This window comes from Microbacterium sp. LMI13-1-1.1 (assembly GCF_040815625.1).
In the GTDB taxonomy this organism is placed as follows: Bacteria; Actinomycetota; Actinomycetes; order Actinomycetales; family Microbacteriaceae; genus Microbacterium; species Microbacterium forte.
In genome coordinates, this window is the sequence record NZ_JBFPNL010000001.1 from 43,324 (window position 1) to 66,140 (window position 22,817).

At 68.8% G+C, this 22,817-nt stretch carries 18 protein-coding genes and 1 riboswitch; of the genes, 7 read left to right on the plus strand and 11 right to left on the minus strand.

Annotation, left to right across the window (positions count from 1 at the left end; translation table 11 throughout):
• Positions 1–6: 6 nt before the first annotated feature.
• A complete protein-coding gene (locus tag MRBLMI13_RS00205) occupies positions 7–2,529 on the minus strand; it encodes a LuxR C-terminal-related transcriptional regulator (RefSeq protein ID WP_367821256.1) in 2,523 nt (840 codons plus the stop codon).
• A gap of 206 nt (positions 2,530–2,735) precedes the next feature.
• On the opposite strand from MRBLMI13_RS00205, the gene MRBLMI13_RS00210 reads away from it, so the two are divergent.
• Together MRBLMI13_RS00210 and MRBLMI13_RS00215 are read left to right on the plus strand one after the other, a co-directional pair.
• Complete coding sequence (locus MRBLMI13_RS00210; RefSeq protein WP_367821254.1) at positions 2,736–2,993, plus strand: hypothetical protein; 258 nt, start codon at positions 2,736–2,738, stop codon at positions 2,991–2,993.
• A gap of 44 nt (positions 2,994–3,037) precedes the next feature.
• Positions 3,038–3,415, plus strand: a complete 378-nt coding sequence (locus MRBLMI13_RS00215) for an SHOCT domain-containing protein (RefSeq protein WP_367821252.1) — start codon at positions 3,038–3,040, stop codon at positions 3,413–3,415.
• A 60-nt stretch (positions 3,416–3,475) separates the two neighbouring features.
• On the opposite strand, the gene MRBLMI13_RS00220 is transcribed toward MRBLMI13_RS00215, so the two are convergent.
• Positions 3,476–4,528, minus strand: a complete 1,053-nt coding sequence (locus tag MRBLMI13_RS00220; RefSeq protein ID WP_367821251.1) for a DUF998 domain-containing protein — start codon at positions 4,526–4,528, stop codon at positions 3,476–3,478.
• Positions 4,529–4,636: 108 nt separating this feature from the next.
• On the opposite strand from MRBLMI13_RS00220, the gene MRBLMI13_RS00225 reads away from it, so the two are divergent.
• Positions 4,637–5,722 (plus strand): ATP-binding protein, encoded by a 1,086-nt coding sequence (locus tag MRBLMI13_RS00225; protein ID WP_367821249.1) that lies wholly within the window; start codon positions 4,637–4,639, stop codon positions 5,720–5,722.
• Positions 5,723–5,738: 16 nt separating this feature from the next.
• Here the strand turns inward: MRBLMI13_RS00225 and MRBLMI13_RS00230 are convergent, their stop codons facing one another.
• The 7 genes from MRBLMI13_RS00230 to MRBLMI13_RS00260 all read right to left on the minus strand — a co-directional run bounded on the left by MRBLMI13_RS00230 (position 5,739) and on the right by MRBLMI13_RS00260 (position 11,298).
• Entirely contained in the window at positions 5,739–6,098 is a 360-nt protein-coding gene (locus tag MRBLMI13_RS00230) for a Fe-S protein (RefSeq protein WP_079112480.1), read from the minus strand.
• Between the two features lie 55 nt (positions 6,099–6,153).
• Positions 6,154–6,627: a 6,7-dimethyl-8-ribityllumazine synthase gene (gene ribH, locus MRBLMI13_RS00235; protein WP_056376023.1), complete on the minus strand. Its 474-nt coding sequence runs from the start codon at positions 6,625–6,627 to the stop codon at positions 6,154–6,156.
• A complete protein-coding gene (locus tag MRBLMI13_RS00240) occupies positions 6,624–7,892 on the minus strand; it encodes a bifunctional 3,4-dihydroxy-2-butanone-4-phosphate synthase/GTP cyclohydrolase II (RefSeq protein WP_042542090.1) in 1,269 nt (422 codons plus the stop codon). Before MRBLMI13_RS00240 ends, ribH begins: the two co-directional genes overlap by 4 nt.
• The gene (locus MRBLMI13_RS00245; RefSeq protein ID WP_042542089.1) at positions 7,889–8,518 is read right to left on the minus strand and encodes a riboflavin synthase; all 630 of its coding nucleotides are present in this window, start codon (positions 8,516–8,518) and stop codon (positions 7,889–7,891) included. Before MRBLMI13_RS00245 ends, MRBLMI13_RS00240 begins: the two co-directional genes overlap by 4 nt.
• A complete protein-coding gene (ribD, locus tag MRBLMI13_RS00250) occupies positions 8,518–9,552 on the minus strand; it encodes a bifunctional diaminohydroxyphosphoribosylaminopyrimidine deaminase/5-amino-6-(5-phosphoribosylamino)uracil reductase RibD (RefSeq protein ID WP_367821246.1) in 1,035 nt (344 codons plus the stop codon). The genes MRBLMI13_RS00245 and ribD overlap by 1 nt, the downstream gene beginning before the upstream one ends.
• Positions 9,553–9,624: 72 nt before the next feature.
• Positions 9,625–9,770, minus strand: a riboswitch (FMN riboswitch).
• A gap of 54 nt (positions 9,771–9,824) precedes the next feature.
• Positions 9,825–10,688 carry an Fpg/Nei family DNA glycosylase gene (locus MRBLMI13_RS00255; protein WP_079112483.1) on the minus strand — a complete coding sequence of 288 codons (864 nt, stop codon included), beginning with the start codon at positions 10,686–10,688 and terminating at the stop codon, positions 9,825–9,827.
• Between the two features lie 46 nt (positions 10,689–10,734).
• Positions 10,735–11,298 carry a GNAT family N-acetyltransferase gene (locus tag MRBLMI13_RS00260; RefSeq protein WP_056376032.1) on the minus strand — a complete coding sequence of 188 codons (564 nt, stop codon included), beginning with the start codon at positions 11,296–11,298 and terminating at the stop codon, positions 10,735–10,737.
• A gap of 80 nt (positions 11,299–11,378) precedes the next feature.
• On the opposite strand from MRBLMI13_RS00260, the gene mfd reads away from it, so the two are divergent.
• On the plus strand, positions 11,379–14,942 hold the full coding sequence (gene mfd, locus MRBLMI13_RS00265; protein ID WP_367821243.1) for a transcription-repair coupling factor: 3,564 nt from the start codon (positions 11,379–11,381) through the stop codon (positions 14,940–14,942).
• 10 nt (positions 14,943–14,952) lie between these two features.
• Here mfd and MRBLMI13_RS00270 read toward each other — a convergent pair whose 3' ends face one another.
• Positions 14,953–15,834, minus strand: a complete 882-nt coding sequence (locus tag MRBLMI13_RS00270) for an SDR family oxidoreductase (RefSeq protein WP_367821241.1) — start codon at positions 15,832–15,834, stop codon at positions 14,953–14,955.
• Positions 15,835–15,988: 154 nt separating this feature from the next.
• On the opposite strand from MRBLMI13_RS00270, the gene MRBLMI13_RS00275 reads away from it, so the two are divergent.
• The 3 genes from MRBLMI13_RS00275 to MRBLMI13_RS00285 all read left to right on the plus strand — a co-directional run bounded on the left by MRBLMI13_RS00275 (position 15,989) and on the right by MRBLMI13_RS00285 (position 21,338).
• Positions 15,989–16,615, plus strand: a complete 627-nt coding sequence (locus tag MRBLMI13_RS00275) for a gamma carbonic anhydrase family protein (RefSeq protein WP_140036551.1) — start codon at positions 15,989–15,991, stop codon at positions 16,613–16,615.
• Entirely contained in the window at positions 16,612–19,746 is a 3,135-nt protein-coding gene (locus tag MRBLMI13_RS00280; RefSeq protein WP_367821239.1) for an aminotransferase class III-fold pyridoxal phosphate-dependent enzyme, read from the plus strand. The genes MRBLMI13_RS00275 and MRBLMI13_RS00280 overlap by 4 nt, the downstream gene beginning before the upstream one ends.
• A 158-nt stretch (positions 19,747–19,904) precedes the next feature.
• Positions 19,905–21,338: an APC family permease gene (locus MRBLMI13_RS00285; RefSeq protein WP_367821237.1), complete on the plus strand. Its 1,434-nt coding sequence runs from the start codon at positions 19,905–19,907 to the stop codon at positions 21,336–21,338.
• Between the two features lie 73 nt (positions 21,339–21,411).
• On the opposite strand, the gene gdhA is transcribed toward MRBLMI13_RS00285, so the two are convergent.
• The gene (gene gdhA, locus MRBLMI13_RS00290; protein ID WP_042542082.1) at positions 21,412–22,782 is read right to left on the minus strand and encodes an NADP-specific glutamate dehydrogenase; all 1,371 of its coding nucleotides are present in this window, start codon (positions 22,780–22,782) and stop codon (positions 21,412–21,414) included.
• Between the last annotated feature and the right edge of the window lie 35 nt (positions 22,783–22,817).

A 22,817-nucleotide genomic window follows, 5' to 3' on the forward strand; every position in this document is an offset into this window, starting at 1 on the left:
GCGTCGTCAGATCAGTCCGAGATCCTGGGCGCGCGCGACGGCGGAGTTGCGGTTGGGGACCGCGAGCTTTCGGTAGATGTGAGCCATGTGGGTCTTGATGGTGTTGGGCGACACGTAGCAGCGGGCCGCGAGCTCGATGTTGGTCATCCGGGTCGGCAGGTACGCGAGTATCTCGAGTTCGCGATCCGTGAGCTGCTCGGCCAGCTCGGGCGAGGATGAGCGGGCGCGACGGAGCAGGCTCGCCCGTTCCAGCACGCTGGCGCGGAACGGCGTCGAGGTGCCGGGGAGGTCGGCGATCAGACGCATGACCTCGGGGCCGGCTCGCACGAAGACGGCGACCAGATCGTGCTGTGAGGCCAGCTCGAGGGCCCGGTGCATGGCGTCGGCGCCCGCGCCGGTGCCGCGCTCGCGGGCGTCGAGCCACGAGCGGAGGATGCGCTGCTCCACGCCGGCGAGAGGCACCGACTCAGGCGGCTCCGGGGAGACCGCATCGAGGTGGGCGCGAGCGAGGTCGGGACGGTTGCGGGTGAGTGCGGTGGCGATCGCCTCGAACACCAGAGGAGACCAGCGTCCTGCCGACGGATGACGCAATCCACCGTTCGACGCATGTGCGAGGCGCAGTGTGCGAGCCTGCTCGGCCTCGAGCGCCGCCGCGACGATCGGCGGCGGCGTCGACGGAACATGATCGACCGGGTCGACGACGTCTCCCTCGCTGAGAACCCTCGTGAGGTGCGCGATCCACATGAGCTGAGTGCGGTGGTTCGCGGCGGCGCGGAGTGCGCCCTCGTGCAGGGGTGTGGCGGACGCGGACGGGGTGCCCCGCTCGATCGCTGCGAGCGCCGCGGCCAGGAAGGCGTCTGCCGGTGACGGATGTGCGAGCAGGCGGGTCTCGGCGGCGAGATCCAGTGCCTCCTCCGAGATCGCCGCGGCAAGACGCAGACGTCCGGCCCACGCCTCCAGCAGCGCGAGCGAGCCGAGAAGATGGATGCGGTACAGGCTGTACTGGGCCCCTGGCTCGGCCAGCGCCTCGTCGAATCGTCGTCGCGCGGCGCCGAGATCGCCGGAGAGGAAGAGCGCGCGGCCCGCCGAGGTCAGCGAACTCGTGCGCAGCAGGTGCGGGTGCGTGAGGCCCAGCAGCTCGGGCGGGCGCAGATCCGGATTCTCGCCGAGCAGCGTCACCGCCGATTCGGCGGCCTGCAGTGCGACGCGGGGATCAGGCCGGAACTGCACCCGCGCGGCGAGATAGGTGTGGATGATCGCCGATCGGCCCGGTGCGAGGGTCGGCCGATCGGCCTGTTCGCGCAGCACGTCCTCGGCTCTGGCCGCATCCCCGTTCATCATCATCAGCATCCCGCGCAGGATCTCGACGTCAGGACGGGTCGCACGGAACTCTCCCGGCAGCGCATCCAGCCACCGGCTGACCGACACGGTGTCGTTGCGTTCGAGCATCTCGCGGCCGCGTCCGGAGATGACGGCCGCCGCGCGCTCCCACGATCCGGCTTCGAGGAGGTAGGCGATGGCCGACGACGCATCGCCCCGCGCGAGATGCCAGTCGGCCGCGGCCGTGAGGATCTCGGTCGCCGCTCCGGGGCGCTCGGCCTTCAAGCGGTAGCGCAGGAGTTCTCGGAACATCGGGTGGAAGCGGAACCACTCCCGATCCCGATCGAGGGCGACGAGGAACATCGACTCTCTCTCGAGCTCCTCGAAGAGCGACGTCGCGTCGTCGACGGACAGGATCGACTCGACGAGTTCTGCGGACATCCGGTCGAGGACCGACAGCCGCAACAGCAGCGATCGGCGCTCGGGAGGCTGCTGGGCCAGAGCCTGTTCGCTCAGATACTCGGAGATGAGGCGATCGGTGCCGCGCAGCTCCCTCGCGAACTGCTCGGGATCGGCTTCGCTGCGCAGACCTAGACCGGTCAGCACCACTCCGGCGGCCCACCCCTCGGTGCGCTCCATGATCGCTGCGAGAGTGCGGGGGCTGACGGGAGCGCCGATGATCCGTTCGAGCAGCGTCGCACTCGCGGCCTCATCGAGCGCAAGGTCGCTCTGTCGCAGCTCGATCAGCGAGTGGCTCAGCCGGTGACGCCCCCAGCCGAGGCCGTAGTCGATACGTGACGAGAAGATGAGGTGGGTGTGCTCGGGAACGTTGTCGGCGAGCCACCAGAGGTCGGGCAGCAGCGGCGACCCGGCGAGGTGCTGCAGGTCGTCGAGCACGAGCACGACCGGGGGATGCTCGCGGAAGACTCCGACAAGAGACTCGAGGACGGGGCGCCCGAAGGCTCGCGCGGTGACTGCGTGCGGTCGTCCGAGATCCGTCGTCCTATGGCCGGGAGGCAGCACCGCGCTCAGCAGATGGTCGAGAAGACGGCGTGGATCGCTGTCCGCCGGCTCAAGCCCGATCCAGATGACACGCACGTCGGGGTGCGATGCCGCCCACTGCGACAGCAGCACCGTCTTGCCGGACCCGGCCGGGGCGACGACCACGCTGAGGGGCGCGTTCAGCGCCGCGTCGAGTCGGCTACGCAATCGTGGACGCTCGACGGCGTGAGCCGGCGGGGGAGGTATGGCAGTCATCGGCGAATCCGCTGTCAGTATGGCAGGGAGGCGTCTCATCATCCACAGCCACTTCAGATCATCCGCAGAGGATGAGGACGGCCGTGATCCGCGCGTCCATCATGGGACCGTCGCGTTCGCGCGTCCACGTTGCCCGTGCACCCCAGGGAGGCTGCCCCATGACCCGGGTCTTCGAAGTGCTCGTCCGCGGGCGGATGAGCCCTCAGCTCGCACAGGCGCTGGACGGCTTCACGGTGCAGGCCCGTCCTGGGGGACTGACGAGCATCCTCGGACCGGTCGATGACCAGCCGCGGCTGCTGGGCCTTCTGGGGGCCTTCGACGATCTCCACATCGAGGTCATCTCGGTGAATCCCGTCCCCGCACCGGACGCCGGGTCACCCGGGCAGGGTGACGCGGGCGCATCCGCGCCTGGCTAGCTTCGGAGCTGGTACTCACCACCTCCGATCGAAAGGGATCGCGCATGTCCATCTGGGATCTCGTGGCCTGGTTCTTCTGGTCCTTCGTCTTCATCTCCTACCTCATGGTCGTCTTCACGATCATCGGAGACATCTTCCGAGACAGCTCTCTCAACGGGTGGCTGAAGGCGGTGTGGATCATCTTCCTCGTCTTCCTCCCGTTCCTGACATCACTCGTGTACCTCATCGCCCGCGGGCAGGGCATGGCGCAGCGTCGCGGCGAGCAGATCGCCGAACTGCATGCGGCTCAGACCGCCTACATCCGGGAGACCGCGGGGTCTTCGCCGGCCGACGACATCACGAAGGCACGAGGTCTGCTCGACTCGGGTGTGATCACCCAGGCCGAGTTCGAGACGCTCAAGGCGAAGGCGCTCGCGTCCTAGCCGATCCGGGGAGCGGTCGACGGGCGCAGGACGCCCGTCGACCGCTCTGCATCTGCAGGCTCAGTCGACCGCCTCGGTGGCCCCTTCGGTGTTCCGGAGGAACAGCAGCAGCCACGTGAAGATGATCAGGAAGGCGACGAGCTCGACAGCCGTGAGGTTGTAGTACCCGGTGGCGAAGAAGACGGCGAGCACGACGATGCACGCCACGAACACGTAGCCCAGGGTCAGGAACACCTGGGCGGTTCCCGGAACCGTGCGGCGCAGCCCGATGACCATCGCGATGAACACCACCACCATGCCGGTGGCGCACAGGTTGTGCAGCGCGAGGAACCTGTCGACGGGGAAGAGCCCCACACCGGCGAGCAGCACCCCCATGGCGGTCAGCTCGAGCCGGACGACGCGCCGCCCCCGCGCGGCGCGGTCGGAATGTGCAGGGATCGATGCGGTTCCGAAGTGGGCGACGGTGGTCACGATGACGCCCGCGATGATCAGGGTGACGTTGAAGGTGAGAGCGGACACGTCGTCCGTCACTCCGAGACTGCTGAGGTGCAGCTTCCACCACTGCTCGTCCGATGCGCTCAGCATGCTCGCGAAGGCGCCCACGACGAGGAACAGCATGAGGAGCACCGAGAGGGTTCCGGGTCTCATGTTCGCCGCTGACAGAGCGACCATGTAGGCGGTGCACGCCATCGCGGCACCGGCGAGCACGGCGCCGGCGAAGGTGAAGACCTCGGCACCCACGAAGCTGCGTTCCACGATGTCGGCGATCGCGATCCATCCGAGGAGGGCGATGATGCCGTGGGCGAGCGCCAGAGCCGCGATGTCGAACCACCGCATACTCCCGCGAGAGGTGCCCTCTGCGGGCCGGACGCGGGCGAGCGAACGCGCTGCGACGAACACCACGATCGCAGTGATCGCCGAGCCGATGGCGGCGAACTGGCCGATCGAACCGGGGCCGGAGATCGGCATCGTGCGTCCCCAGAAAGCCAGCAGCGCGACGCCGGATCCGATGATCAGCGTGGCCGCGCCGACGAGCAGCGCCGCGGATTCGCGCGACCCGGCGCTCGCGAGCGGGTGTCGCAACACGGCGGTGAGTGGCAGTCGGTCCGTCATGCCGCACATCCTGACTCCGCTTCCGACGAGCCGCGTCACCCGAGAAGTGTGATGATCCTGTCGAGAGTCCGAGGCAAGCTGGAGGCCGAAGAGGGCTGGAGGCCGGGCATGACCGAACTGACCATAGGCACGATGACGGATGATGCGGGAACGTCTGTGCAGCTGGACGCACGCCGCTTCAACCGACATACGTTCTGGTGCGGCCAGAGCGGCAGCGGCAAGACATACGCGCTCGGCGTCGTGCTCGAGCAGCTCCTGCTGCACACCGAACTGCCGATGCTCATCCTCGATCCGAATGCCGACTTCGTGAGGCTGGCGGAGACGAGAGCAGGCGCTTCGACCGAGCATGCGGCCGCCATCGCGCAGACCGACATCCGCGTGTTCCGATCGGGTCACGGAGAGGGCGACAAGCTGCACGCCCGATACATCGATCTGTCTCCGGCCGCCAAGGCCGCGGTTCTGCAGATCGACCCGATCGCCGATGCGGAGGAGTACAACGTTCTGCTCCACTGGCCCGTCAGCACCACGGACTTCGACGCCGACGACATGCTGAGACAGTTCCGCGCGACCGGAGACCCGGCGCATATCCGGCTCGCGAATCGCATGGAGAACCTGCAGGTGCTCGAGTGGGACCTCTGGTCGAGAGGAGCCGGGTCCGTCGTCGATGTGATCGATGAGCGGCCGCGCGCCACCGTCCTCGACCTCGGGGGATTCGACCACCCTGCGGAGCCGAAGGTGGCGGCGCTCGCCGTGCTCGAGGCGCTGTGGATGCAGCGAGAGAGCCGTCGGCCGCTCCTCATCGTGATCGACGAGGCGCACAACCTCTGCTCACCCGAGCCGCGCACCGCCGTCGAGAAGGCTGTCACCGAGAGGCTCGTTCAGATCGCGGCCGAGGGACGCAAGTTCGGCCTCTGGCTCTTCCTGTCGACGCAGCGCCCGACCAAGATCCACCCCAACGTGCTCTCGCAGTGCGACAACCTCGGCCTCATGCGCGTGAACGCCCCGCGGGACATCGCCGAACTGGCGGACGTGTTCGGCTTCGTCGGGGAGGACGACATCCGCCGGGCCCAGGGATTCGCTCAGGGACAGGCGCTGTTCGCCGGTGGGTTCATCGCGCAGCCGACGTTCGCGCAGATGGGGGAGCGGCTGACCGAGGAAGCGGGCGCAGACGTGCGAGTACCGCTGCGCTCGTAACCGAGTGATCCGCGGTTCAGCGCCAGATGACCGCGATGCCTGCGTTGAGCGCCGTCAGGATGCCGACGAGCCAGAACATCGCGACGGGCACGGATCCGGACTTGCGCTGCTTCGAGGTGCCGATGCCGAGGAGCGCACCGATCACGAGGAGCACGACGAGCTTCGTGCCGATCTTGGCGTAGTTCATCTCGACGCCCTCGGGGAGACCCCACGGTGCTGCGAGTGCGAGGCCCGCGACCGCGGCGATCGTCATGCCGATGCTCATCAGACGGGTGAACTCGCGCTTGCCGCCGAAGGCCTGCACCGCCCAGGCGCCGAAGAGCACGGCGAAGCCGATCAGGTGGACGAACAGAACGACGTGACGCAGAGTCTCCATATCCTCACGCTAGGAGCACGCGGGGTGCGCGCGCCAGCAAGGGCAGGCTGACCTCTCAGCCCCGCAGTGCGCGCACGAGGAGCGCGGTGCGCAGCGCGGCATCCGCAGCCTCCGCGCCCTTGTCCTCCTTCGAGCCCTCGAGACCCGCGCGGTCGAGGCCCTGCTTCTCGTCGTCGAGCGTCAGCACGCCGAAGCCGACGGGCTTGCCCGCATCGAGCGAGACGCGGGTCAGTCCGTCGGTCGTCGCGGCCGAGACGTACTCGAAGTGCGGGGTTCCGCCGCGGATGATCACGCCGAGGGCGACGACGGCGTCCGCCCCGCCCGCGAACGCGGCCTGCGCGGCGAGAGCGAGCTCGAACGATCCCGGCACGCGCACGAGCCGGTATGCGGCGTCGGCCTCGTCGAGGACGCGCTGCGCACCGGCGATCAGGCCGTCGGTGATCACGTCATGCCACGTGCCGGCGACGATGACGACCTTCAGTCCGCGTCCGTCGATCTTCTCGGTCTTGGGTGCTCCTGCGCCGCTCATGCGTCGTCCTTCCGTCCGTCGGCAAGAGCCTCTGCGAGCTCCGCCTCTCCGATGATGTGACCCATCCGGTCACGCTTGGTCTCGAGGTACTGGTGGTTGTTGGGTCCGACGCCGACGATCAGCGGCACCTGCTCGACGACATCGAGCCCGAGGCCGCGCAGCTGGTTCACCTTGTCGGTGTTGTTCGTCAGCAGGCGCACCTTCGACACACCGAGGTCGGCGAGGATTCCCGCCGCAGCCGCATAGTCGCGGGCGTCGGCCGGGAGCCCCAGCGCGAGGTTCGCGTCGACCGTGTCGAGGCCCTCCTCCTGCAGGCTGTACGCGCGGAGCTTGTTGATCAGCCCGATGCCCCGGCCCTCATGGCCCCGCATGTAGATGACGACGCCGCCATCCTGCTCGATCGCGTCGAGAGCGGCGTCGAGCTGGGGGCCGCATTCGCACTTGAGCGACCCGAACGCCTCGCCCGTCAGGCACTCCGAGTGCACCCGCACGAGAGCGGTCTCGCTCAGCTCGCCCGACACGACGGCGATGTGATCGGTGCCGGTCACCCTGTCTTTGTACGCCAGGAAGCGGAACGTGCCGTGCGTGGTGGGCACGGTCGCATCCGCGCGCAGGCTCACTCGCCTGCTGGCTCGTTCGGGAGACCAGCCGGTGGGGTCGGTCTCGTTGAGATGCGCGATGAGCTGCTCGATCGTGATGACCGGCACGCCGTCGCGCGCACCCAGCTCGATGAGCCCGGGAAGCCGCATCATGCTGCCGTCCTCGGCGACGACCTCGGCGATCGCGCCGACCGGGCGCAGACCCGCGAGCTTCATCAGGTCGACAGCGGCCTCGGTGTGACCGCTGCGCTCGCGCACGCCGCCGTCGACCGCGCGGAGAGGAAGCACATGTCCGGGGCGGATGATGCTCGTCGCGGTCGACTCGGGGTTCGCCAGGACGTTCAGCGTGTGGGCGCGGTCGTGAGCGCTGATGCCGGTGGTCACGCCCTCTGCTGCGTCGACGCTCACCGTGTAGGCGGTCGAGCGTGCGTCCTCGGATGCCGCGACCATCGGCTGCAGGTTGAGGTTGTCGGCGAGGTCGGCGGGCATCGGCGCGCAGATGAAGCCGGATGACCAGCGAACCGTCCAGGCGACCCATTCGGGCGTGGCGAGCTCTGCCGAGAGGATGACGTCGCCCTCGTTCTCACGGTTCTCGTCGTCTGCGACGAGGACCGGTCGCCCGGCGCGGAGGGCCTCGAGGGCCTCGGGGATGGTGGAAAGGCTCATCGCGAGCCTCCTTCCGGTGCTGCCCTGAACGCCAGCAGACGTTCGACGTGCCGGGCGAGGATGTCGGTCTCGAGGTTCACGCGGTCGCCGACCGCACGCGAGCCGAGGGTGGTGGCGGCGAGAGTCTCGGGAATGAGCGAGATCTCGAACCAGTGGACATCGACGTCGACGGGGCTGACCGCGCTCACCGTGAGCGAGGTGCCGTCGACCGAGATGGAGCCCTTGTCGACGACGAGCGGCGCGAGGTCGTCTGGCAGCGAGATGCGCAGCACGCTCCACTGCTCGCCGGGGCGCACCTCGAGCACGCTGCCGACACCGTCGACGTGACCCTGCACGATGTGGCCGCCGAGGCGGGCGCCGACCGGCATCGCCTTCTCGATGTTCACGCGAGTGCCGACGGTCGCTCCGCCGAGGGCGGCGACGTCGAGGGTCTGCTTCATCACGTCGGCGTCGAACGTGTCGGCTGTCGAATCGACGACCGTGAGGCAGACGCCGGAGACCGCGATGGATTCGCCGTGCACGGCGTCGGACACAGCTCTGGGGGCCCTGACCGTCAGACGCCACCCGTCTCCGGCGGGCGCGATCGCGGTGATCTCGCCGATCTCCTCGATGATTCCGGTGAACATCAGGCGGCTCCTTCTTCAGTGGTGAGCACGGGGTGTGCGACGGCGAGCAGGTCTGCACCGAGGGGCAGCCACTCCTCGATCGTCAGGCGTCGGGCGGCGTCGATGGTGTCGACGCCGATGTCGGTGAGCGCCAGTCGATCGCCGCCGAGCAGCACGGGAGCGACGTAGGCGAGCACGCGGTCGGCGAGTCCGGCTGCGATGAACGCGCTCGCCAGGGTCGGACCCCCTTCGACGAACAGGCTCTGGACGCCGCGTGAATGCAGGTCGGCGAGCACGGCGCTCAGGTCGTGCGTGTCGAAGAAGAGCGGTGTCTTCGGGTGCCGACGGATCGACGCGTCGTCGGGGGTCGAGCGCGAGCCGATCACGACCGGGATCGGCTGCCGGTCGTAGAGCAGGTCGCCGTCGCGGGCCGTCAGCGAGGGGTCGTCAGAGAGCACGGTGCCGGTTCCGACGACGATCGCATCCGCAGCGGCTCGACGTCGATGAACATCGGCCCTGGCCTGCGGTCCGGTGATCCACTGGCTGCTGCCGTCGGATGCCGCAGCCCGACCGTCGAGGGACTGGGCCCACTTCACCGTGACGTGCGGGCGCCCCAGACGCTGAGCGGTGAGCCAGTCCCCGATGATCGCGTGCGCGGCATCGGCCTGTTCGCCCGAGTCGACGCTCACCCCCGCGGCGCGGAGACGCTCGCCGCCGCCGCCCGAGACCTCGCCCGGGTCGTCGAGTGCGTAGACGACGCGCGAGACGCCCGCGTCGATGAGCGCGACGGCGCACGGGCCGGTTCGCCCGGTGTGGTTGCAGGGTTCGAGGGTGACGACAGCGGTCGCGCCGTCGGCCGCGCCGGGTGCGAGCTTCGAGAGCGCATCGACCTCGGCGTGCGGCGTGCCTGCGCCGTGGTGCCAGCCTTCGGCGATGATCTCGCCCTCGGGGGAGAGGATGACGGCGCCGACCTGAGGGTTCACGCCCCGTGGGCCGAGCGTCGCGAGCTCGAGCGCACGGGTCATCGCCCGCCGTTCCGCCTCGTTCACTGCCATCCGTGGTCCTCTCTGAGGCTCCGGGGATTCTCCTCGGGAGGAGACGTCGGCAGAACGCGCGCGCGGCGGCGCACCGTGCTGCCTCCCTTCCGGACTAGCGAGGCTGGGCCTCGCACCACCGTCGGTCCCGGAATTCCACCGGATCGGCATCTCGGAGAACCGAGACGCTCGCGGACTGTCACCGCCGGTTCGGATTCTCACCGACCCCGGAGCACGTTGATGCTCTGAGTGTACTCAACACATCCGACTGCGTTTCATTCCGCGTCGAAGTGCTACTTGAGCAGCCGCGACAGGCGGCGATCGGCGAGCGGCTTGCCCCCGGTCTGGCAGGTCGGGCAGTACTCCATCGAGCGGTCGGCGAAGAAGACGCTGCGCACGGTGTCGCCGCACACCGGACACGCCTCGCCGCGACGGGCGTGCACCTGCATACCCCGGCGCTTCGCGTCTTTGAGGTCGGCCGGCGGCTTGCCGGAGGCCTCGGCCACGGCATCCGTCAGCGTCGTCCGCATGGCGGCGTACAGCCGATCGATCTCGTCGCCGCTCAGCGTGGCGGCGATCGCGTACGGCGACATGCGCGCGGCGTGCAGGATCTCGTCGGAGTAGGCGTTGCCGATCCCGGCGATCACGCTCTGGTCGCGCAGCAGCCCTTTGATCTGCGTCCGCCGGCCGTCGAGCAGCCCGGCGAACACATCACGCGTGAAGGTCTCCTCGAGTGGATCCGGGCCGAGGCGGGCGATGCCGGGCACCTCTTCCGGGTCGCGCACGACATAGACGGCGAGCGACTTCTTCGTGCCCGCCTCGGTGAGGTCGAAGCCGCTCTCGTCGTCGAGGCCCACCCGCACGGCGATGGGTGACTTGCCGGGCTTGATGAGCGTCGTCGGCAGTGTCTCGTACCACCGCAGCCAGCCTGCCTTGGCGAGATGGAACACGAGGTGCAGGTCGTCGCCGCACGAGAGCACGATGAACTTGCCTCGGCGAGATGCTGCGGTGATCTCTGCCCCGTGCAGAGCCGTGTTGGGCGGGTCGTAGGTCTTCAGAGCAGCGATCGCGCCCACGCTCGTCCGGACGATCGTGCGCCCCACCGTGCGTTCGGCGAGAAAGGCTGTCAGGCCCTGGACCTCCGGCATCTCAGGCATGCGCTCATCCTGCCACCGACGTCGGACACGCGGCTAGGGCGCTTCCTCAGAGGATCGGCCAGTCCACCGGGGTGCGATCGTCGGTCGCGAGGAGCCCGCCGAACCATCCGTCATCACGCCCGCGGTCGCTCGTGAGCGCTTGTCGCCCCAGACCCTCATACCGGAACCCGAGGGCGCGGGCGGCTCGGGCCGACGGGACGTTGCCCGCGACCGCACGCCAGCCGAGGCGGGCGAGGCCGAGCTCGTCGAACGCCCAGTCGACGACGGCGCGCGCAGCCTCGACGAGGTAGCCGTTGCCGCGGGCGGATGCCGTGACCCAGTAGCCGATCTCGGCGTCCCCGCCGGTCGAGTGCTCGACGATGCGGTGCAGTCCGATCGAGGCCACCAGCTCGTCGTCGCGATAGGCGCACCAGATCGCCTGACTGCCATCGGCCCACCACTCGCCGATCAGGCGGACGTACCCTTCGCCGTGCTCGCGCGTGTACGGGCTCGGCACGGTGGTCCATCGAGGGATCTCCGGATCCTGACAGGCCGCGGTGATCGCGTCGATGTCAGACTCGTCCGGCACGTGCAGGACGAGGCGCTCGGTGGTGAGAGTGACCGGTTCCATCCCGGCATCCTACGGGTCTCGCAGCGCGGGCCCGGGACGATCCCGATGCCGGTGTCTGCGGCCGCGGCTAGGCTTGTCCGGTGACTGTGCCGGGGATTCTGCGCGCCTTGGAAGAGGCATCTCTTTTTCGTGACGCCCTGACGTGGGCCCAGACCGATGCCGATCTCGGCCTGGTCGACGGACTCGACGCTCCGGCGCTCGCGGGTCTGCTCGAGAAGCGCCGGGCAGCGGGGCATCCCGCCGCGCTCCTGACCGTCGTCCCGACGGGCAGGCGGGCCGAGAGTCTCGCTGCCGCGCTCACCGCGTACATCCCCGATGCCGAGGTCGTGACTTTCCCCGCGTGGGAGACGCTGCCGCACGAGCGACTCAGCCCCAGCACCGACACGGTGGGTCAGAGACTGCAGACCCTGCGTCGCATCGCGGAATGGTCGGGCGATCACCCCCTCGTCGTCGTGGCCTCCGTGCGAGCCGCCCTCCAGCCGATCGCGGGCAACCTCGGTGAGATCGCACCTCTCGAGCTGCGCACCGCGAGCCGCGGTCACGAACTCGACCACGTCGTCGAGCAGCTGGTCGAGCGCGCCTATTCGCGCGTCGACATGGTGTCGCGCCGAGGCGAGTTCGCCGTCCGAGGCGGCATCCTCGATGTTTTCCCCCCGATCTCGGAGCATCCGTTCCGCGTCGAGTTCTTCGGCGACGAGATCGACCAGATCCGCTCGTTCTCCGTCGCTGATCAGCGCTCGCTCCCGGGCGACGTCGACGGCGTCGATCTGCCGCCGAGCCGCGAGCTGCTGCTGACTCCTGACGTTCGCGATCGCGCGCGAGCGCTGATCGGCGGGTTCCCGGCGATCGCGGGGATGCTCGAGAAGATGGCCGAGGGAATCCCGGTCGAGGGCATGGAGTCTCTTCTTCCGGCGGTCTCCGGTCCGCTGAAGTCGCTCGCGGAGTACCTGCCCGAGGGCGTCGCGACGGCCGTCGTCGACCCCGAGCGGTCGAGCGCCCGTGCGATCACACTGGGCGAGACCAACCGCGAGTTCCTCGACGCGGCCTGGAGCGCGGCGACCTCCGGCGCGTCGGCCCCCATCGATCTCGGTGCCGGCGACTTCCTCACCATCGCCCGGCTGCGCGAGGTCGTCCGCGATCGCGGCGGCGTCTGGTGGCGACTGAGCCCGTTCTCGATGGGCGGCGAGGACGCCGAGACCATCGACGCCTCGGTCATCCCGTCGTTCCACGGCAACGTCGACGGTGCGATCTCGTTCGTCGAGGCGAAGGTCGCAGACGGCTGGCGGGTCGTCGTGATCGCCGCCGGAGCGGGCCTCGTCGACCGTGCCCGCGACGTGCTGTCCGACCGGGGCATCGCCGCTCGCACCGTGTCCGAGCTGACCGACGCGCCCGACACCGGCGTCGCGACTCTCGTCACCGGCTCGGTCGAGGCCGGATTCCAGATCCCCGAGGCCAAGCTCGCCGTCCTCACCGACAACGAGTTCTACGGGCGCACGATCGGCGGAGACCAGCGCGTCGTCAAGAAGCTCGCGTCGCGTCGCAAGAACGTCGTCGATCCGCTGCAGCTCAAGCAGGGCGACTACGTCGTGCACAACACGCACGGCATCGGCCGATTCGTCGAGATGACGCAGCGCGAGGTGTCGACCGGCGGGCGCAACGCGACGAAGTCCGTGCGCGACTATCTCGTGCTCGAGTACGCCCCGTCGAAGCGCGGTTATCCCGGCGACAAGCTCTACGTGCCCACCGATCAGCTCGACCTGCTCTCGAAGTACGTCGGCGGCGAGGGGCCGACCCTGTCGAAGATGGGCGGCAGCGACTGGTCGCAGGCGAAGGGCAAGGCCCGCAAGGCCGTGCGCGACATCGCCGTCGAGCTGGTCAAGCTGTATTCGGCGCGGATGAGCGCGAAGGGTCACGCGTTCGGCCCGGACACGCCCTGGCAGCGCGAGCTCGAAGAGGCGTTCCCGTTCGCCGAGACCCTCGATCAGCTGCAGACCATCGATGAGATCAAGGCCGACATGGAGCGGCCGATCCCGATGGACAGGCTGCTGTCGGGCGACGTCGGCTTCGGCAAGACCGAGGTCGCCGTGCGCGCGGCGTTCAAGGCGATCCAGGACGGCAAGCAGGTCGCGATGCTCGTGCCGACGACGTTGCTCGTCAAGCAGCATCTCGAGACGTTCACCGAGCGCTTCGCCGGATTCCCCGTCAAGGTGCGTCCGCTGTCGCGCTTCCAGACCGACAAGGAGGCGCGTCTCACTCTCGACGGCCTGCTCGACGGCACCGTCGACATGGTGATCGGCACCCACCGCATCCTCACCGATCAGGTCATGTTCAAAGACCTCGGCCTGATGATCATCGACGAGGAGCAGCGCTTCGGCGTCGAGCACAAGGACACCCTCAAGAAGATGAAGACGAATGTCGACATCCTCGCGATGAGCGCGACGCCCATCCCGCGCACGCTCGAGATGGCGGTCACGGGCATCCGCGAGATGTCGACGCTCGCGACGCCGCCGGAGGACCGGCATCCGATCCTCTCGTTCGTCGGACCCCGCAGCGACAAGCAGATGGCGGCGGCGATCCGTCGAGAGATCCTGCGCGAGGGCCAGGTCTTCTTCGTGCACAACCGCGTGCAGTCGATCCAGCGCGTCGCTGCGCAGCTCGCCGAGCTCGTGCCCGAGGCGCGCATCGCCGTGGCGCACGGTCAGATGGGCGAGCACGCGCTCGAGCAGGTCGTCGACGACTTCTGGGAGCGCAAGTTCGACGTGCTCGTCTCGACCACGATCATCGAGACGGGTCTCGACATCGCGAACGCGAACACGATCATCATCGACAGGGCCGACAAGTACGGGCTCAGCCAGCTGCACCAGCTGCGCGGACGTGTCGGTCGAGGTCGCGAGCGCGCCTATGCGTATTTCCTCTACGACGAGATGAAGCCTCTCAGCGAGACGGCGGCCGACCGCCTCCAGACGATCGCCGTCAACAACGACCTGGGGTCGGGAATGCAGGTCGCGCTCAAAGACCTCGAATTGCGAGGCGCCGGCAACCTGCTCGGCGGTGAACAGGCCGGACACATCGCCGGGGTCGGATTCGACCTCTACCTCCGGATGATCGGCGAGGCCGTCGCGACGTTCCGTGGCGAAGACGTCGAGTCGGGTCAGGAGCTGCGCCTCGAGCTGCCGTTGGACGCGCGCATCCCCGAGTACTACATCGACAGCGAGCGACTTCGTCTCGAGGCATACCAGAAGCTGTCAGCGGCGTCGACGGCGACGGCGAAGGACGACGCGATCGATCTCGTCATCGACGAGCTCACCGACCGCTACGGCACCCCTCCCGACGAGGTCACTGGCCTGATCGCGGTCTCCCGCCTTCGCCGGCGTGCAGCCAGAGCCGGACTCTCCGACGTCGTGGTCATGGGCTCGAACCTGCGCATCGCACCGGCTCGACTCGAGGACTCGATCAAGGTGCGCCTGCAGCGGCTGTACCCCAAGGCGAAGCTGGTCGGCGGGGGCGAGGCGCTCGTCGTGCCGATGCCGACAGTGCCCGCCGCCGTGGGAGTGGGACTCGAACCGCTGCAGGCGGCCGAGCTGCTCGACTGGGTCGACCAGCTCTTCACGGCGATCTTCCCCGAGCCGGCGAAGGTCGAGTGACGGGAACCCGTTACAGCGAGAATCCGCCGTCGGTGGTCAGCACCTGACCGACCACCCACGAGCCGGCGTCCGTGCACAGCCAGCCGATCAGGCGGGCAGGGTCGTCGGGGCGACCGACACGGCCGAACGGTGTGCCCGCGATCCAGTCCTCGACGCCCGACAGATCGCGATCCGTGGTGTCGGCATCGAGGTAGCCCGTGTTCACCGGACCCGGATTGACGGTGTTCAGCACGATCCCGACATCGAGCAGCTCGGCGGCAGTCGAACGGGTGATCCCCGCGAGCGCGGCCTTGCTCGTCGCGTACGAGATCTCGCCGCGCATCGCCCCGTGCCCCTGACCCGAGGTCATCCAGACGACGTGAGCGGTCGGCTTCTCGAAGGGGCCGAGCGACGGGATGCTGTCGCCGGGACGACCGACCGGAGTCTCTGCGCCGCCGAGTTCTCGGCGTACTCGATTCGCCACCCCGGCTGTGAGCAGCAGCGAGGCGCGGGTGTTGGCCTGCCAGTGCGCGTCGAGTCGGTCGGCGGTCATGTCGAAGATCGTGCCGTCGCCGCCGCTCATCGCCTGGTTGCAGATGACGATGTCGAGCCGACCCGAGAGCGCTGACGCCGCGTCGAGCAGAGGGTCGATGCTGGCCGGGTCGCGGAGATCCGCCTGGGCGTCGCCCATCACGGCCCCGGATGCGAGGGAGTCGTGGATGCCGGCGCGAACCGCGTCCAGGTCGTCCCCGCCCCACGGGTGGTCGAGATCATGGGGGCGGAAGTGGTGGAAGAACACGTTCGCGCCGAGGGACGCGAGAGTCGTCGCGGTCGCGAATCCGATGCCGCGTCTGCGGGAGACGCCGGTCACCAGAGCAGTGCGTCCGAACAGGGGAAGGTCGTGGGAGTGCATGGCGATGCGCCTTTCGATCGATGGAGCCCCGGGCACGCCGAACGGCGGTCGGAGGCGGGGGAGGGATCGAGTCAGCTGCACTTCATGGGCGTCAGCGTAGCAGGAGGCTCGGTCAGCCTTCTCGACACGTCCGCGGCGGCGCTACGCTGGCGTCATGTTGTACGAGCACCTCGGGGCTCGGCCCCGGATCCATGACACCGCCGTCGTCGCTCCCACCGCCGTGATCTCCGGAGACGTGACGATCGGCCCTGACTGCCAGGTGCTCCATGGCGCCGTGATCACCGCAGAAGGAGGGCCGATCACGATCGGCGAGCACGTCATCGTGATGGAGAACGCGCTCATCAGGGCCACGGCCGCGAATGCCGTGCACATCGGTTCGCACACGCTCGTCGGAACCCTTGCGAGCATCGCGGGGGCGACGGTCGGCGAAGAGGTCTTCTTCGCGTCCGGCGCACGGATCTTCAACGGTGCGCTGGTGGGCGATCGATGCGAGGTCCGGGTGAACGCCATCGTGCACCGACGAGCCGTGCTGCCGGCCGGGACGGTCGTGCCGATCGGCTGGGTCGCGGTCGGAGACCCCGTGCAGCTCCTGTCTCCGGACCGAGAGGCGGAGATCTCTGCCGCGCAACCCGAACTCGACTTCCCCGGGCACGTCTTCGGCGTGGACCGCGACACCCCCGACCTCATGGTGCAGCTCACCGAGCGCTACGGCAGCTCGCTGGCCCGGCACGCCGACGATGTGCGTCTCGACGCCGACGGCCGCGCGGCGGGTCGCGGGTGAGTGACGGCGCGGGGCTCGTCCGACCGGACGTCAGCACGGACGACGCCGCGCTGATCGCTCGCGAATGCTACGCAGTCGAGGCGGTGGCGACCGAGCTCGGCAGCAATCAGGACCGCAACTTCGTGCTGGTCGAGCCGGACGGATCGCGCAGCGTGCTGCGTGTCGACAACCCCGTCTTCGGTGACGACGCGAGAGCCGCGCAGCATGCGGCGCTCGACGCCTATCGCGCGGCCGGCGTGCGGGTTCCCGCCGTGCTCCCCGGACTCGACGGTCAGCTCACGCAGCGCTGGCGGGGATTCGCCGTGCGCCGCAGTGAGTTCGCCGCGGGTGAGCCGGTGGTCGATGCGGGCTATCTGGCACCCGTCGTGCTCGCCGAGTTCGGAGCCCTGGCAGCGGCATCCGTGAACGCGCTCGCTGATCTCGCGCACCCGGGGCTCGAGCGCGACCAGATGTGGGACATGCGCGTCGCGTACGAGCAGATCAAGGTGCTCGCCCCGGCGGTGACGGATGCCGAGCTGCGCTCGCGTGTGCGCACGGCCGCGGACGACGCGCAGAAGGCGCTGTCGATCGTGGCTGCTGCGTTGCCGGTTCAGCCGATCCACGGCGACCTCACCGACGACAACGTCACCGGGACGCGCGGTGACGATTCCCGACTGCACCCGCTCACCGTGCTCGACCTGGGCGATCTGGGGCTCGGCTGGCGGGTCGCCGAACTGGCCGTATGCGTCTCGTCGATGCTGCACCACGAGCCCGAGCGTCCGCTCCGTGCTCTCGACACCGTCGCCGCGTTCCATGCCGACGCACCGCTCGCCCGTGACGAGGCGCTCGCGGTATGGCCGCTGGTCGTGCTGCGAGCCGCACTGCTCGTCGCCAGCGGCTGGAGGCAGCTCGAGATCGACGGCGACAATGACTACGCCCGCGAGCGGATCGCGGGCGAGCAGGCCATCTTCGATGCCGCGACTGCCGTTCCGCTCGCCGAGGCGACCGAGCTGGTGCTCGCCCGCCTCGGGTTCGAGTCGCCGGAGTTCGAGGCGCCGACGCCGACCGACTCGCACACGGCGGTGCCGGAGCCGGAGACCCGGGAGCCCGAGGCGCAAGAGCCCGAGGCGCAAGAGCCCGAGGCAGCAGTGGCGCAGGCTCCCGAGCCCGAGAAGACCGAGCCCGAGACTCCTGAGCCCGGGACTCCTGAGCCCGGCCGTTCGCCGTTCGCCGCTGCTGACGATGCACGCCGCGAGCTGTCGACCCTTCTTCCGGAGCTCGACGGTCGCGTCGTCGTGGTCGACCCCGGTGTCGAGGCTGAGGGGCTGGACGCAGGCCGGTGGGCGCATCCCGACGCCGAGGCGCTCCTCGTCGCCGAGGCCCACGCGAGGGGTGCTCGAGCTGCCGTCGTTCCGTACGGCGTGTTCCGGCTCACTCGCACGGCGGTCGACACCGCGAGCGCTGCGGCCACCTGGCCGATCGAGACCGAAGTGCACGTCGCCCCTGGGCCGTCGTCGCGGATGATCGCGCCGGCAGAGGGCGAGCTCAAGATCACAGAGGGTGGGGTGCGCATCGCGCTCGACACCGGGTGGGTGCTCGAGCTCCGGGGCGCCGACCTCGAGCCGAACCGCAGCGGCCGCGTCGAGCGGGGCGAGAGCATCGGCAGGCTCGCGGCATCGTTCGCGAACAGGACGATCGTCATCGGCCTCAGGCGAGCCGATGCTCCGCCGCTTCCGGCGCCGCGGCCCGAAACGTCAGTCGCCGCGCATCTCGTGGCACCCGATCGCGTCGCGGCGTGGCGCCGCTTCACCGCCGACCCGGCTGCGCTGCTCGGGCTTCCCTCCCACGCGCAGCACGACGAGGCCGCCCAGGAGCTCGAGCGCAGGGAGCGCATCTTCGCGACCGCTCAGGAGCGCTACTACGAGCATCCGCCGCAGATCGAACGCGGCTGGCGGCACCATCTCGTCGACACGACCGGTCGCAGCTATGTCGACATGGTGAACAACGTCGCGGGACTCGGCCATGGTCATCCCGGAGTCGCGGCGGCCGCGAACCGGCAGCTGAAGACGCTCGCCACCAACTCGCGGTTCCTGTTCCGCGATCTCGCCGAGTACAGCGAGAGGCTGATCGCGCTGATGCCCGAGGGGAGCGGTCTCGACACGGTGCTGCTGGTGAACAGCGGCTCGGAGGCGGTCGATCTCGGCATCCGTCTGGCGCAGGCGGCCACCGGACGACGCACGGTGGTGGCGCTCCGAGAGGCCTACCACGGGTGGACGATGGCAAGCGATGCGGTCACGACCAGCGCCTACGACAACCCGCATGCTCTCGAGACGCGGCCCGACTGGGTGCACGTCGCCGACGTGCCCAACCCGTTCCGCGGTACCTACCGCGGACAGGACACCGCCGGCCGCTACCTCGCCGATCTCGCCGCAGACCTCGACGGTCTCGTCGCGGACGCCCGAGAGCCCGCAGCCTTCCTGTGCGAGTCCGTGCTCGGAAACGCCGGGGGAGTGCTCCTGCCCGACGGCTACCTGGCGGGCGCCTACGAACTCGTGCGCGCGCGGGGTGGCCTCTGCGTCGCCGACGAGGTGCAGGTGGGCTTCGGTCGCATGGGATCGACCTTCTGGGGGTTCGAGCAGTCCGGAGTGGTCCCCGACATCGTCACGATCGCCAAGCCGATGGGCAACGGCTTCCCCATCGGGGGCGTGATCACATCGAAGCGGATCGCCGACGCGCTCAGCAGCCAGGGGCAGTTCTTCTCCTCTGCGGGTGGCAGCACCCTCAGCAGCAGCGTCGGCCTCGCCGTGCTCGACGCCATGGTCGAGGACGATCTGCAGCGCAACGCCCTCGAGGTCGGTGGACATCTGGCAGACGCTCTTCGTGCGCTCGCGGAGCGGCATCCGCTGATCGGTCCCGTGCACGGCGAGGGGCTCTATCTCGGCGTCGAGCTGGTGCGCGATCGCGAGACGATGGAGCCGGCGGATGCCGAGGCCGCAGCGATCTGCGAGCGGATGCGGGAGTTGGGCGTGATCGTGCTCACGACCTCCGAGCGATCGAACGTGCTGAAGATCAAGCCTCCGCTCTGTCTGACGATCGAGAGCGCCGACCACGTGATCGCGATGCTGGATCGAGTGCTCACCGACGGGTGGTGATCGGGGGCGGATCTTCGAATCGAGTCGGTTCGCGGCATGTTAAATGCGTATTTCGAATCAGATCTGCTCTTCCGCTGAGGAATATCCCGGGTACATACTGAGCGTCAGCGTCGGATCGCCCGAAGTCCGACCCATGCGCTGTTCCCGAAGGAGTACTCATGGCCACGCCCATCAAGACGAAGCCGCTCGCGCAGGGCGGCGGAAGACTGCGACGCAACCTCGGTCTCTGGGCGATCGTCGGTCTCGGTCTCGGCTACATGACGCCGACCGTCGTCTTCGACACCTTCGGCATGGTGGCTCGCGACACCGACAACGTCGTCCCCGCCGCCTACCTCGTCGCCCTCGTCGTGATGGTCTTCACGGCGATCAGCTACGGCAAGATCTCCCGTGCCATCCCGAGCGCCGGTTCCGCCTACACCTACGTGCGCGAGTCGATCCATCCGAACCTCGGCTTCATGGTCGGCTGGACCTCGCTCATCGACTACGTGCTTCTCCCGATGGTCAACTGCCTCATCATCCGCAGCTACCTCGAGGCGCTGTTCCCCGACATCCCCGGCTGGATCTGGGTGGTGCTGTACTGCATCCTCGTCACGAGCATCATCTACATGACCATGCGCGGCACCTCGAACATGAACATGATCCTGCTCGTGTTCTCGATCGTCGTGATGGTCGTGTTCGTCGTCATGGTCGTCGCCCAGCTGATGCGTGGCGAGGGTGCGGGGACGATCGCGTCGGCAGCTCCGTTCATCCACGACGGGGCGACGATGAGCGCGGTGCTCATGGGCGCCACGATCGTCTGCTTCTCGTTCATCGGCTTCGACGCCGTGACGATGTACGCCGAGGAGGCGAAGGACCCGAAGATCATGCCGAAGGCGATCCTGCTCACGGTGCTGCTCGGCGGAGCGATCTTCCTCGTGGCCGCGTACGTGACGCAGCTGCGGTTCCCAGACTGGAACGAGTTCGCTCCCGGTGGCGACATGCAGTACGTCGAGGACTCGACCCTGCCGATCATCGGCAACCTCGTCGGCGGCAACGTGCTCATGGCCGTGCTGACGGCTGCGGGCTTCTGCGCGACCCTGGCGTCCGGGCTCGCCTCGCACGCATCGGTGTCGCGCATGCTCCTCGTGATGGGACGCAACAACGTGCTGCCGCAGAAGGCCTTCGGCTACATCAACCCCCGCACGCACACGCCGACCTTCAACATCGTGCTGGTCGGCGCCATCTCACTGCTCGCCATCCCCTTCACGCTCGAGCTGATCGCGGCGTGGATCAACTACGGCGCGCTGATCGCGTTCACCTTCGTGAACATCTCGGTGATCGCCTGGTTCGCGATCCGCAAGGGTCGACGTCACACGCCGCGCGACATCCTCTCCTACATCGTGATGCCGGGAATCGGCATGCTGCTCACCGGACTGCTGTGGGCGAACCTGCACGCGGACGCCCTGACGGGTGGTCTGATCTGGACGGCGCTCGGACTGATCTACCTCGCTGTGATCACGAGGGGATTCCGCAAGAAGGTCGTCGCGTTCGACGAGAACCAGGCGGTGACCGGATTCAACAAGGTCGTGAAGGTGCCGGTCGACGAGAGCTGACGACGCGGGATGCAGAAGAGCCGCCACCCGTCAGGGAGGCGGCTCTTCACCTGTGTGCGGGACGCGAGTGGGCTCAGATCACGCCCTGCGCGAGCATCGCGCCGGCGACGCGCTCGAAGCCGGCGATGTTCGCCCCGGCCACGTAATCGCCCGCGACGTCGTAACGCTCTGCGGCGTCGAACGCGGCGCTGTGGATGTCGGCCATGATCTCGCGCAGCTTGTTCTCGCTGGCGTCGAAGCTCCACCGCTGACGCGAGGCGTTCTGACTCATCTCGAGTGCGGAGGTCGCCACGCCTCCGGCGTTCGCGGCCTTGCCGGGCGCGAAGAGCACGCCGGCGCCCTGGAACGCCTCGACGGCGGCGGGGACGCAGGGCATGTTCGCGCCCTCCGAGACGGCGCGCACGCCGTTGGCGATGAGCGCCTCGGCAGCGTCGAGGTCGAGCTCGTTCTGCGTGGCAGAGGGCACGGCGATGTCGACGGGGACCTCCCAGACGCTGCCGCCCTCGACGAAGCGCGCGCCGGGGCGACGGTTCGCGTACTCGACGATGCGGGCGCGCTCGACCTCCTTGATCTGGCGCAGCAGGTCGACGTCGATCCCGGCGTCGTCGACGACGTATCCGGAGGAGTCGGATGCGGTGACGGCGGTCGCGCCGAGCTGCGATGCCTTCTGGATCGCGTAGATCGCGACGTTGCCCGAGCCTGAGACGCCGACGCGCTTGCCGTCGAGCGAGTCGTTGTGGACTCCGAGCATCTCCTGCGCGAAGAACACGGCGCCATAGCCCGTGGCCTCGGTGCGCACCTCGGCGCCACCCCAGCCGGTGCCCTTGCCGGTGAACATGCCCGACTCATGACGGTTGGTGATCTTGCGGTACTGCCCGAAGAGATACCCGATCTCGCGGCCGCCGACGCCGATGTCACCCGCGGGCACGTCGGTGTGCTCGCCGAGGTGGCGGTAGAGCTCGTTCATGAACGACTGGCAGAAGCGCATGATCTCGCCATCCGATCGGCCGTGCGGGTCGAAGTCGGAGCCGCCCTTGCCGCCGCCGATGCCCTGACCGGTCAGCGCGTTCTTGAAGATCTGCTCGAACCCGAGGAATTTGATGATCGACAGGTTCACCGAGGGGTGGAAGCGCAGTCCGCCCTTGTACGGGCCGAGAACCGAGGAGAACTGGATGCGGTAGCCGCGGTTGACCTGCAGGCGACCGGCGTCGTCGACCCAGGGCACCCGGAACAGGATCTGCCGCTCCGGCTCGACCAGGCGGTCGAGGATGCCGCCGTCGACGAACTGCGGGTTGCGTGCCAGCACAGGGGCGATCGAGTTCAGCACCTCGTGCACGGCCTGCTGGAATTCGGGCTCGTGCGGGCTGCGGACGAGCACCGTGTCGAACACGGGCTGCACGGACTCTGCGAGCGGGTGGAAGTCGGCGGATGGCGAAGAGGTCACGCGAAAGAGCTTTCTGATCGGGGGATGGTGCTGCG